This window comes from Planomonospora algeriensis (assembly GCF_977012225.1).
On record NZ_CDRNDK010001114.1, the window covers coordinates 1 to 427 of the forward strand.

Below are 427 nucleotides of genomic sequence, written 5' to 3' on the forward strand. Positions count from 1 at the left end.
GCCGGTCGGGCGGGGGAGCGGGCGGCGGCTGGGCGCAGGGAGGACTTCGAGGCCGCGCTGGCCGCGTGCGCCGGGGCGCGCGACGTGGTCCGCCAGGTGCCCGGCGATCTGCCCGGGGACGACCCGGCCGCCGCGGACTGGGAGTGGGGGTTCGAAGCGATCGAGCAGGTGGGCCAGATCGCCGTCGACGTCCTCAAACGCGCCGTCTGGCTGGCGCCGCTGCCCGACCGGGAGCTCCGCCGCAGGCTCCGGGAGCGCAGGCGCGAACTCCACGAGACGCTCGCGGACCTGGCGCGGGCCCGCTGGGAGGAAGAGGGGTTCTGGACCGGGCAGGCCCGGTTGCTCCCCCTGCCGCCGCCCGATCCGCGCCACCGCCGGCGGGTGCTGTACGGCTGGCTGGCGGGGGCGACGGCCCGGACGGCGCCCG

General features: G+C 79.2%; 1 protein-coding gene. It reads left to right on the top strand.

Going from position 1 to position 427, the window contains the following annotated elements:
- Positions 1 to 427 (top strand): hypothetical protein (locus tag ACWJ6R_RS38070; protein ID WP_449066813.1); only part of this gene is annotated, 427 nt, incomplete at both ends.